8 protein-coding genes and 1 pseudogene are annotated in these 10559 nt (G+C 64.6%); 4 read left to right on the top strand and 5 right to left on the bottom strand.

Features of this window, described 5'->3' with window-relative positions:
- Nucleotides 1–108 precede the first annotated feature (108 nt).
- Nucleotides 109–870: a helix-turn-helix transcriptional regulator gene (locus IC50_RS35705; RefSeq protein ID WP_035716150.1), complete on the bottom strand. Its 762-nt coding sequence runs from the start codon at nucleotides 868–870 to the stop codon at nucleotides 109–111.
- A gap of 185 nt (nucleotides 871–1055) precedes the next feature.
- Here IC50_RS35705 and IC50_RS35700 point away from each other — a divergent pair, with 185 nt between their 5' ends.
- The 4 genes from IC50_RS35700 to IC50_RS35685 all read left to right on the top strand — a co-directional run bounded on the left by IC50_RS35700 (nucleotide 1056) and on the right by IC50_RS35685 (nucleotide 7410).
- Nucleotides 1056–3305: a marine proteobacterial sortase target protein gene (locus IC50_RS35700; RefSeq protein ID WP_035716149.1), complete on the top strand. Its 2250-nt coding sequence runs from the start codon at nucleotides 1056–1058 to the stop codon at nucleotides 3303–3305.
- A gap of 174 nt (nucleotides 3306–3479) precedes the next feature.
- Nucleotides 3480–4049, top strand: a complete 570-nt coding sequence (locus tag IC50_RS35695; protein WP_035716147.1) for a class GN sortase — start codon at nucleotides 3480–3482, stop codon at nucleotides 4047–4049.
- A 143-nt stretch (nucleotides 4050–4192) separates the two neighbouring features.
- The gene (locus tag IC50_RS35690) at nucleotides 4193–6409 is read left to right on the top strand and encodes an acetate--CoA ligase family protein (RefSeq protein WP_035716144.1); all 2217 of its coding nucleotides are present in this window, start codon (nucleotides 4193–4195) and stop codon (nucleotides 6407–6409) included.
- A gap of 179 nt (nucleotides 6410–6588) precedes the next feature.
- On the top strand, nucleotides 6589–7410 hold the full coding sequence (locus IC50_RS35685) for an MlaD family protein (protein WP_035716142.1): 822 nt from the start codon (nucleotides 6589–6591) through the stop codon (nucleotides 7408–7410).
- A gap of 64 nt (nucleotides 7411–7474) precedes the next feature.
- Here the strand turns inward: IC50_RS35685 and IC50_RS35680 are convergent, their stop codons facing one another.
- From IC50_RS35680 to IC50_RS35665, 4 genes and pseudogenes are all read right to left on the bottom strand, one after another.
- The gene (locus tag IC50_RS35680; RefSeq protein ID WP_035716139.1) at nucleotides 7475–8515 is read right to left on the bottom strand and encodes an aliphatic amidase; all 1041 of its coding nucleotides are present in this window, start codon (nucleotides 8513–8515) and stop codon (nucleotides 7475–7477) included.
- A 62-nt stretch (nucleotides 8516–8577) separates the two neighbouring features.
- Nucleotides 8578–8955, bottom strand: a complete 378-nt coding sequence (locus IC50_RS35675) for an FmdB family zinc ribbon protein (protein WP_035716135.1) — start codon at nucleotides 8953–8955, stop codon at nucleotides 8578–8580.
- A 92-nt stretch (nucleotides 8956–9047) separates the two neighbouring features.
- A complete protein-coding gene (gene fmdA / locus IC50_RS35670) occupies nucleotides 9048–10277 on the bottom strand; it encodes a formamidase (RefSeq protein ID WP_028133835.1) in 1230 nt (409 codons plus the stop codon).
- Nucleotides 10278–10304: 27 nt separating this feature from the next.
- Nucleotides 10305–10559, bottom strand: a pseudogene (locus IC50_RS35665) (ABC transporter ATP-binding protein); the annotation flags it as partial.

Genomic DNA, 10559 nt, shown 5'->3' with positions numbered 1-10559 from the left:
ATTCAATAAATCCGTGAACCGCTCTAGATCGCATCAGCTGAACATGCCCAACCCAGATAGCGGCCGAAAAGGCCGCTATCTTTTTGTGTGAACGAGGTCGAAGCGAGACTATGCCGGCAGGAAGAGCGCAAAGGGCTCTTCCACCGTGCGGCGCAGATGCTTTTGATACAGGACGTAGTTGGCGTCGTCGGGCGCAACCCGCCCCAAGGACGGCTTCGGAATATTCCTGAGCGGCACATAGGCGATGGGCGCAGCGATCGGCGTCAGCTGCGAGCCGGGGCCGGCGCGGAGCGTCGAGATGATGCCGTACATCTCGCCGGCGACCGTCGGCCGCGACACCGTGATCACGCGATGCTGGCCGTGCTTGATGATGACGAGGTAGACGAAGCCGGACTGATGCGGCACGGCAACCTCGCCGGTGTGCTCATAAGCGGCGTCGGTCCGCTCGCCCTCGCGAAAGACCAGCGCTGAGAATTTCGGCTCCCAGACGATCTCGGTGCGATAGGCAAAGATTGCGTCCTTGTCGCCGAAGGACGGGCGCAGGGTGATGTAGACGTGCTCGAGCCAGGTCAGCGCGCGATGCGCATAGGAGCCGAGGCTGTCGGGCGCGACGTCGTTTGCGGCCGGAGGCGCCATCACGATGGCGCTTTTGCGCAAGGACACGCCCAGCGCCTGCTCCAGCCGGACCGTCGTCGCCAGCGTGAACGGCCGGCGGCCGCCGAGCACCTTCTCCAAGGTCGACAGGCTGACCTTGGCCTGCTCGGCCAGGGCTTGCCGGGAGATCCGGCGTCTGGCCAGCTCCTCGCGAATGGTCTCCGCGATTTCGCGGCTCTGCTCGTCCGAAAGCTGCTTGTCGGCCTGCATATGCATCGTCAACCCTGCCCTTTGAGCGCCATTCTAGCAGGGCGGACAAACCAGCACAAAACCGCACGTGGCCACCCGGCGGCAGCCTGCTCGGGCCGGCCGCGGCGGAACATTGCCGATCATTCTGCTCGCGAAATCAGCCTCTCCAGGCCGATCCTTAGAGCCAGCAAACAGCCCCTTGGAGAGGCCAAATGGATACCTACGACACCGCCGACGGCGACGAACGCCCTATCCTGAGCCGACTGATCAAGCTCGGATTGTTCCTCCTCGCGCAGGGCATCGCGGTGATGCTGGTCGCCTTCGTGGCCCTGCTGGTGAGCCTCGGAACGGGTTGGTCGGCGACGACCGGACAGGCCGGCCTGCTCCAACCTGGCGAGGCGTGGTCGGGCAGCCTGCTGTTGAAGGAGGACGGCGCCACCACGGAGGCGATCCGTCTCGGCACCGACATCGACATCACCGTGTCGGGTCCAACGCTGCGCGCCCGCGTCACGCAAGCGTTCCGCAATCCGACCAGGGACTGGGTCGCGGCCACCTATGTCTATCCGCTCGCCACCAATGGTGCCGTCGACACGCTGAAGATGGTGGTCGGCGACCGCGTCATCGTCGGCGACATCAAGGAGCGGCAGCGGGCTCGCGTGATCTACGAGGAGGCGCGCCGCGCGGGCCAGAAGGCCGCGCTCACCGAGCAGGAGCGGCCGAACATCTTCACCAATTCGGTCGCCAATATCGGTCCCGGCGAGACCGTGCTGGTGCAGATCGAATATCAGGAGCCGGTGCATCAATCCGGCAACGAATATTCGCTCCGCGTGCCGCTGGTGGTCGCTCCGCGCTACAATCCGGCACCGATCGTGCAGAGCGTCGACTTCCGCAAGGACGGCTCCGGCTGGGGCATAGCGACATCAGACCCGGTTCCGGATCGCGACCGCATCTCGCCGCAGGTGCTGGATCCCGCCAGGAATGCGCCGGTCAACCCGACCAGCATCACGGTGCGCCTGAAGGCCGGCTTCGCGCTCGGCGAGGTCAGGAGCCACCACCATAACGTCAAGGTCGAGAGTCCCGACAACACGACGCGTGTCGTCACGCTCGCTGATGGCGCTGTCCCCGCCGATCGTGACTTCGAGCTGACCTGGAAGCCGGCCGCGGGCACGGCGCCATCGGTCGGCCTGTTCCGCGAGCATGTCGGCGATGCCGACTACCTGCTCGCCTTCGTCACGCCGCCCAGCACCGAGCAGGCAACTCAGAAGCCGTTGCCGCGCGAGGTCGTGTTCGTGATCGATAATTCGGGATCGATGGGCGGCACCTCCATCGTTCAGGCCAAGGCGAGCCTGCTCTATGCCCTCGGCCGCCTCCAGCCGAATGACCGCTTCAACGTGATCCGTTTCGATGACACCATGGACGTGCTGTTTCCGGCCTCGGCGCCGGCGGATGCCGCGCATGTCAATGAGGCGCGCTCCTTCGTCGGTGCGTTGCAGGCGCGCGGCGGCACCGAGATGGTGCCGGCGATGCGTGCCGCGCTGACCGACAAGCTCGTTGACGGCAGCATGGTTCGCCAGGTCGTGTTCCTGACCGACGGCGCGATCGGCAACGAGCAGCAATTGTTCGAGACGATCACGGCGATGCGTGGCCGTTCGCGCGTGTTCATGGTCGGCATCGGCTCGGCCCCCAACACCTTTCTGATGACGCGCGCCGCCGAGCTCGGCCGCGGCGCCTTCACCCATATCGGCTCGGTCGAGCAGGTCGAGGAGCGCATGCGCGGCCTGTTCGCCAGGCTGGAAAATCCGGCGGTGACCGGCCTCACCGCAAAATTCTCCGACGCCAAGGCCGATGTCACTCCGGCGATCATCCCCGACATCTATCGCGAGGAGCCGCTGGTGCTGGCGGCCAGGCTCGACAAGCCTGCGGGCTCCCTCGAGATCAAGGGACGCGTCGGCGATCGCCCGTGGTCGGTGACGCTGCCGCTGCAAAGCGCCGCCGAAGGCAAGGGCCTGTCAAAGCTCTGGGCCAAGCGCAAGATCGGCGATGCCGAAGTGGCGCGCGCCATGCGCGAGACGACGCCCGAAGAATCCGACAAGGCGATCCTGGCGCTGGCGCTCGATCATCAGATCGTCACACGGCTCACCAGCCTCGTCGCGGTCGACAAGACCCCGAGCCGGCCCGAAGGCGAGCCGCTCAAGCTCAGCGACCTGCCGATCAATCTTCCGGACGGCTGGGATTTCGAGAAAGTGTTCGGCGAGCGGCCGCATCTGACGCCGACACAGCTGCGCGAACGCCATGCCGACGCGCGCAACCAGCCGACACCCGCGGCACCCGACACGATCCGCCTGCCCAAGACTGCAACCTCGGCCGAGCTGAAGATGATCGCAGGCCTGATCCTGATCGCGCTCGCCCTGATCCTGCTCGTGTTCAAGCGGCGTCGGTCCTTGCTCACTGACGCCGCTTGAGAGAGGAGCCCCCCGAACTCCTCTGTCAGCGCGCGCGGCTGCCCGTCCCATAACGGCCGCGCGCGCCTTTTTTTCTCCACGTCATTCCGGGACGGCTCGCAGAGCCGAACCCGGAATCTCGAGGTTCCGGGTTCTCGTTGCGCGAGCCCCGGAACGGCGAACAAGAGATACACAATGCCCCGCCTCGTCTCTCCTCTGGCTCTCGCGCTCGTCGGACTCATCCTGTTCGGCGACGGCGCCTACATCCATGCCAAGGCCTGGCTGGCGCAGGTGCTGCTCGAGCGCGCATTCGACCGAAGCATTGCGACGGGACAGGCGGTGAAGCCATGGCCGTGGGCCGACACCCGGCCGGTGGCGCGGATCGAGGTCAAGCGGATCGGCGCCAGCGCGATCGTGCTGGAAGGCGCGAGCGGACAGGCGCTCGCTTTTGGACCCGGCCATATCCACCAATCGGCCGATGCGGGTGAACGCGGGATCGCCGTCTATGCCGCCCATCGCGACACTCATTTCCGCTTCCTGCGGAATGTCGCCATTGGTGACGTCATCGATGTCACACGCAGCAACGGCCGACACTTTCGCTATCGCGCGGATTCCACGGCCGTGGTCCGTTTCGATGCATCGGGCATCGATCCTGCGGCCGAGGGTTTCGAGCTCGTTCTCGCGACCTGCTGGCCATTCGACGCCGTCACTTCCGGCCCCGAGCGCTACGTTCTGCATGCAACATTGATTGGGGCCAGCAGTTAGATCGCCCTGCGGGCTGGCGACACGCGTCGAAGCGGACTTCATTCCACCACACGGCATGACACCCACATGGTTGCCACTCCGACGGACTCGCCATAGAACAGAGCGACGCGCCACCAAATAAGAACAACAGGTGAGGTCACGCTATGGAAGCCCATGTGTCTGCTGCGTCCGCGTTCCGTCCATGGTTTCCGCCGCCCGACGCCAGCGACATCGTCAAGGGTATCCACGCCATGCTGCACCCGCGCAACATCGTGCTGGTGGGTGCGACCGACAAGCCCGGCAATTATGCTGAGCGTATCTGGAACAATCTGGTCAAGTACGGTTACGAGGGCGGCCTCTATCCGATCAACGCCAAGCGTAACGCCATATGGGGCGTTCCCTGCTACAAGGATTTTGCGAGCCTTCCCGAGAAGCCCGATCACGTCCTGGTGCTGGTGCCGGCGCGCTTCGCCGTGCAGGTGATCCGCGACGCCGCCGCAGCCGGCGCGCGTTCGGCCACCATCGTCACCTCGGGGTTCAGCGAGTTGCAGGATGAAGAAAGCCAGAAGCTCGCCGCCGAATTGCAGGCGGCCGTGCGCGAGACGGGCCTTGCCGTCACGGGCCCGAACTGCCTCGGCAATCTCAGCGCCGGCGAAAAGCTGTTCACCAACATCGACGATCGTGTCGTCACCATGGAACAGGGCGCAGTGGCAATCGCCGGGCAATCCGGCGCCATCGTCATGGCGATCCGCCAGGCGCTGGAGGATCGCGGCGTCGGTGTCGGCTACATGGTCACGACCGGCAACGAGGCCGGGCTCGAGACGCCGGACCTGATGCGCTATTTCGCCGAGGATCCGAGCATCAGGGTGATCGTCGTCTACCTCGAGGGCGTGCGCAACACGAGGGCCTTCCGCGAAGCCTGCAAGGCGGCGCGCGCCGCAAGCAAGCCCGTGATTGCGCTCAAGCTCGGGGCGTCGGAGGGTGGCCGCGCCGCGGCGATGGCCCATACCGGCGCGCTGGCGGGCTCGATCGAGACATTCGACGCGATTGCGACGCGCGAGGGCGTGATCCGGGTTGGCGGGCTCGACGAACTGATCGAGACCACCGAATGCTTCGTTCACGCCGCCGTGCCCAAAGGCAACCGGCTCGCCGCCGTCACGCTGTCCGGAGGCAAGCGCGGCATGCTGATCGATGCCTTCTACGCCGCGGGGCTGAACTTCGCGCCGTTGAGCCTGCATGTCAGTTCGGAGCTGGCGAAGATGCTCGGCCCGGGCTCGATCGTCGGAAACCCGCTCGACGCCGGCTTCGCCGCCGTCGTCGATCCCTCCGTCTACATGAGGTCGATCAAGCTGATGATCGATGACCCCGATATCGACATCGTCATCGTCGATGCCGAACTGCCGAAAACGCCGCACGAGTTGCGCGAGCGCAACCTGCGCATCGTCAACGAGATGGCGGGACAGGCCGGCAAGCCGGTGATCTATATCAGCGCGATGTCGATCGGCTTCACCGAGTTCACGAAGACCTTGCGCAAGTCGCTGCCGCATCTTGCGGTCATGCAGGGCATGGACCGCGCAGTGACCGCGATCAAGTCGCTGCTCGACTACGCGAAACTGTGCAAAGAGGTGCCCGATATCGTCTCGAGTTCGAAGCCTTCCGCGCGCGCCGTGCTGGAGAAGACGTTGAGATCGGCCAGCGGCGCAGCGCTCGACGAAGTCGCCTCCAAGAAGCTCCTGAAGGCCTACGGCATCCCGATCTCGAAGGAGGCGATCGCACAGACGGCCGCCGAAGCCGTGAAGATCGCCAAGCAGATCGGATTCCCGGTCGTCGCAAAGGTCGTCAGCGCCGAGATCCTGCACAAGTCCGACATCGGGGGCGTGGTGCTGAACCTCAACAGCGCGGCCGAGGTGAAGAAGGCATTTTCCGACATCACGGCGCGAGTGGCGAGGCTGAAGGGCAAGCCGAAGCTCGACGGCATCCTGATCGCGCAGCAGGTCAAGGCCGATCTCGAGCTGGTCGTCGGCGCCTCGCTCGATGCCGAGATGGGTCCGGTCGTGCTGTTCGGGACTGGCGGCATCGACATCGAGCTGATGAAGGACGTCGCCCTCGCCGGCGCGCCGCTGGACGAAGCCGAGGCACGGCTCCTGATCGGTCGCACCAAGGCCGGCATCAAGATGCGGGGCTATCGCGGCAGGCCAGCCCTGCACGAGGCCTCGGCGGTGAAGGCGCTGGTCGGCCTGTCCAATTTGATCGCGGATGCCGGCGACCGGATCGCCTCGGTTGACATCAACCCGTTCCTGATCAACCCCCGGGCGGGTGTGGCCGTCGATGCCCTGATCGTGCTCAACAATGCCGCGGCAAGACGCGCCGCCGGACATTGAAGTCCTGGTGGATTAGCGAAGCGTAATCCACCGAATCACCGCTACGCATGCCAGAGATGGTGGCGGGTTACGCTTCCGCCTTCGCTCTCCGAGCTTCGGCGGGCAAGTCGTTAACCCGCCCGATGTACCATTGCCGGCTCCTTCCAACTTCCCCGCTTTGGTCGTAAAATCCTTCCTGCATGGCGCGCGCGAGCAATCTTGTGATCGGAACGGCAACGCTGGCGGCGATCGCCGTGGCGTTCGGCGGCGTGCTCGGCGTGCAGAAGTGGCGCACCATCCAGAGCCGCAGCCAGTTGCGCGTGGTGTTCGAGGGTGGTTCCGCCAGCGGCCTGCGCCGCGGGGGACCGGTCAATTTCGACGGCGTGCCCGCCGGCCAGATCCTGTCGATCAAGCTCGACAGCCCCCGCAGGATCGTGGCGCTGGTGATGCTCGACAACACCGCACCGATCCGCAAGGACACCGCGGCAGGCATCGAGTTCCAGGGCCTCACCGGCGTTGCCGCGATCTCGCTGATCGGCGGCGCTCCCTCTGCGCCACCGGTGCCGCTGGACGCGGACGGCATCCCCGTGCTGACGGCCGATCTCAGCGACGCCGAATCCATCGTCGAAACCCTGCACGGCGTCGACCGCACGATCGTGAACAACGCGCCGGCGATCAAGGAGGGCCTGGGCACGTTCGAGAGCCACACCGCCGACCTCAGGAGCAAGGGCGCGGAAATCGATTCGGTCATGGCCAAGGTCGACAGCGCCTTTGCGGGATTCGACAGGGCGGTCGCGAAGATCGAGGGCGTGGTGCCAGGCTTCGTCGACGGCAAGGCCGACGAGCTGTTGGAGAAGATCAAGGGACTGCACGAGCTTGCCGACATCATGAAGAAGAAGTCGGCGACCTATCTCGAAGACATCCGCCGCTCGCTGCTCGACGTCAGCGAGGCCGCCAACAAGATGAGCGGGACGCCCGCGCCCCCGCGTCCACCGCGCAAGCCCACGGAGCAGAAGCGGTAGTACCGCTACCTGGCGCGCGACGTCCCTGCCGACATGCGAGCAGGTGACGTGCGCCGGCGATTTCTCAGTAATTGCTTGGAGACGCTCCATTCGGGATGCCGTCGATCGGGCACTCGTCCGTGCCCGGGGTCGAACGGGTCATCGCTTCCACCATGTCGCGCGTGCCTTCGGGGTCCTTGATCCAGTTCTTGTAGAAATCATACGGGCACGCCGCGACACCGCGCGGGCTGTCACCGGAATTGATCATGCCGGTGTAGCCGCGGTGGACCAGCTTGTAGAGATGGTTCTGCGACTGGCCGTTGCGGCGCGCGTCGCGGATCAGATGTTTCGAGAGCTGGGCGTACTGGATGCCGTAATCCTCCTCGCCGCATTCGCCGAGGGTGCGGCCGTCGAAGCCGATGATCGCGGAGTGGCCGAAATAGGAATAGACGCCGTCGAAGCCGGCGGCATTGGCGACCGCGACATAGACGTTGTTGGCCCAAGCCATGGCCTTGGAGATCATGACCTGCTGCTCCTTGGCCGGATACATGTAGCCCTGGCAACGCACGATCAGCTCGGCGCCCTTCATGGCGCAGTCGCGCCAGATCTCGGGATAGTTGCCGTCGTCGCAGATGATCAGGCTGACCTTGAGGCCTTTCGGGCCCTCGGAGACATAGGTGCAATTGCCGGGATACCAGCCTTCGATCGGCACCCAGGGCATGATCTTGCGGTACTTCTGCACGATCTCGCCCTTGTCGTTCATCAGGATCAAGGTGTTGTAGGGCGCCTTGTGCGGATGCTCCTCGTGGCGCTCGCCGGTGAGCGAGAACACGCCCCACACTTTCGCCTTGCGGCAGGCCTCCGCGAAGATCGCGGTTTCCTCGCCCGGCACCATGGATGCCGTTTCGTACATCTCCTTGGAGTCGTACATGATGCCTTGCGTGGAATATTCCGGAAAGATCACGAGGTCCATGCCGGGTAGGCCGAGCTTCATGCCAACGATCATGTCGGCGATCTTGCGGGCGTTATCGAGCACCTCGGCCTTGGTATGCAGCCGGGGCATCTTGTAGTTGACCACTGCAACGCCAACGGTGTCGTTGCTGCTGGAAATATCGCCGTGAAGCATGTTGACCGCTCCTTTACTTGACTCGTTGTTCTGGGTCGCCGCCGATCAGGCGGTCGCGTAGATTAGTGGCTGATCATCCAGGGCCGCGCCGTCGGAAAGCCCTTGGCACCGCTCCCGGTCTTGGTCATCAGACGCGCCGGTTTCTTCCTGCCCGTTGCGCCCTTGTCCTTCACGGTCTTGCCTGAGGAGCAGCAGCCGCAGCCGGGGCCGTGCGAGGCCTTGTACTGTGCGAGCGTCTGCGGCGCATGCGTGCTGCGCTCGTTGACCGCATGCGCCTTGCGCTTGTCGGCCGGCATGCAGAAGAAGTTCGGCGCGGTCAGGATGACGCGGGGCGCCAGCGTCTCGCAGTGCGGACAGCTTTGCGGATTGTCGCACTCCGCCATCGGGCGAAGGTCCTTGAATGGACCGCAGTCGTCACAAAGATATTCGTAGACCGGCATCGCATCATCCCCACGCTGGAGCCTGCTCAACACACCTGGCGACGGATGCGGGGCGGCAAGTACGCGCCGTCCCGCATTCCGTCGCGCAGGGATCACTTGTCCGGCGAGATCGGCATCTGGATATCGCCGGTGATGTGCTTGATGGGACCGGCCGCCGATGGCATCACGTCGAAGTCGAAGATCTCGGTCGGCAGCCACAGCGTGGCGCAGGCATTGGGTACGTCGACCACGCCGGAGATGTGGCCCTGGCACGGCGCGGTGCCGAGGATCGAATAGGCCTGCGCGCCGGAGTAGCCGAACTTCTTCAGATACTCGATGGCGTTGAGGCAGGCCTGGCGGTAGGCGATGTGAACGTCGAGATAGTGCTGCTTGCCGGCCTCGTCGACCGAGATGCCCTCGAAGATCAGATAGTCCTTGTAGTTCGGCGTGATCGGCGAGGGCTTGAAGATCGGGTTCTTGATGCCGTATTTCGACATGCCGTCCTTGATCACTTCCACCTTCAGGTGCAGCCAGCCGGCCATCTCGATGGCGCCGCAGAAGGTGATCTCGCCGTCGCCCTGGCTGAAATGCAGGTCGCCCATCGACAGGCCCGCGCCCGGCACATAGACCGGGAAGTAGATCTTCGAGCCGCGCGAGAGATCCTTGATGTCGCAATTGCCGCCGTGCTCGCGCGGCGGCACGGTGCGCGCTCCCTCCGCGCCGATCTTGGCTTTCACGTCGCCCTTGGCGCGGCCACCATGGGCGGTCGGCGCGAAGGGTGGATTGGCAAGGCCGGGCACGCGCGTCGGGTTGGTCGAGATCAGCTCGGCCTCGCGCTTGTTCCACGTGTCCAGCATCTTGGGATCCGGCAGACAACCGATCAGGCCGGGATGAATCAGGCCCGCAAAATTCACGCCGGGCACATGGCGCGACGAGGTGTAGAGGCCCTTGATGTCCCAGATCGACTTCTGCGCCAGCGGGAAATGGTCCGTGAGGAAGCCGCCGCCGTTCTGCTTGGAGAAGAAGCCGTTGAAGCCCCACAGGCTCTCCTTGAGCGGCCCGACGTCGAGCAGGTCGACCACGAGGAGATCGCCGGGCTCGGCGCCCTTGACGCCGATCGGGCCGGACAGGAAGTGCACGATCGAAAGGTCGATGTCGCGCACGTCGTCGGCGGAATCGTTGTTCTTGATGAAGCCGCCGGTCCAGTCATAGGTCTCGATGATGAAGTCGTCGCCGGGATTGACCCAAGCCACGATCGGGATGTCGGGGTGCCAGCGGTTATGCACCATGTCATTTTCATAGGCCGACTTGGTGAGATCGACCTTGATCAGTGTCTCTGGCATCGAGATGCTCCCCTTTACTACGGTTGGTTAGACGGACAGATATTTCGAGACCTGCGCGGCATCGACGGCGTCGCGCGGATCGTCGCGCACGATCTCGCCGTTCTCGATCACCAGCACGCGGTCGGCGATGTCGAGCGCAAAGCTCAGCACCTGTTCCGAGACGACGATCGAAAGGCCCTTCTCGTCGCGGATACGCTTCAAGGTGCGCGCCATCTCCTTGATGATCGACGGCTGGATGCCTTCAGTCGGCTCGTCCAGCAGCAGAACTTTCGGCTTGGTCGC

The organism is Bradyrhizobium genomosp. I (2014), assembly GCF_000261685.1.
Taxonomy (GTDB): Bacteria; Pseudomonadota; Alphaproteobacteria; order Rhizobiales; family Xanthobacteraceae; genus Bradyrhizobium.
This window is presented reverse-complemented; position numbering and strand designations above follow the sequence as displayed.

Bases quoted from the DNA above. Each gene is read 5' to 3' on its own strand.
- IC50_RS35680 (WP_035716139.1), bottom strand. From the start codon at position 8,515: ATGCTTCACGGCGATATTTCCAGCAGCAACGACACCGTTGGCGTTGCA.
- IC50_RS35695 (WP_035716147.1), top strand. From the start codon at position 3,480: ATGCCCCGCCTCGTCTCTCCTCTGGCTCTCGCGCTCGTCGGACTCATC.
- IC50_RS35700 (WP_035716149.1), top strand. From the start codon at position 1,056: ATGGATACCTACGACACCGCCGACGGCGACGAACGCCCTATCCTGAGC.
- IC50_RS35705 (WP_035716150.1), bottom strand. From the start codon at position 870: ATGCATATGCAGGCCGACAAGCAGCTTTCGGACGAGCAGAGCCGCGAA.
- fmdA (WP_028133835.1), bottom strand. From the start codon at position 10,277: ATGCCAGAGACACTGATCAAGGTCGATCTCACCAAGTCGGCCTATGAA.
- IC50_RS35685 (WP_035716142.1), top strand. From the start codon at position 6,589: ATGGCGCGCGCGAGCAATCTTGTGATCGGAACGGCAACGCTGGCGGCG.
- IC50_RS35675 (WP_035716135.1), bottom strand. From the start codon at position 8,955: ATGCCGGTCTACGAATATCTTTGTGACGACTGCGGTCCATTCAAGGAC.
- IC50_RS35690 (WP_035716144.1), top strand. From the start codon at position 4,193: ATGGAAGCCCATGTGTCTGCTGCGTCCGCGTTCCGTCCATGGTTTCCG.